The sequence below is a fragment of the Nocardioides cremeus genome (assembly GCF_030518195.1).
GTDB lineage: Bacteria > Actinomycetota > Actinomycetes > Propionibacteriales > Nocardioidaceae > Nocardioides > Nocardioides cremeus.
On record NZ_JAULSC010000397.1, the window covers coordinates 1 to 231 of the forward strand.

The following is a 231-nucleotide window of genomic DNA, read 5'->3' on the forward strand; positions in this document are numbered from 1 at the left end:
GCGGGAGGGTGGGTGCCCCAGTGGTCGAGCAGCAGCTCCACGCGGCGTCCGGCCTCGACGGCGGCGCCGGCGGCGACCTTGTCGACCATCGCCGCGGCGCGCTCGACGGGGGGCTGGGTGGGCACGTCGTCGACGCGGTCGGTGGTGGTGCGGCCGCCGCGCAGCACCAGCCCGACCTCGCCGGGCAGCACCACCGACCCGCCGCCGCGGGGCACCAGCAGCCGCCGGGCG

At 80.5% G+C, this 231-nt stretch carries 1 pseudogene; it reads right to left on the reverse strand.

The window, feature by feature from the left end:
• A pseudogene (locus QWJ41_RS21480) lies at positions 1-231 on the reverse strand (hypothetical protein); the annotation flags it as partial.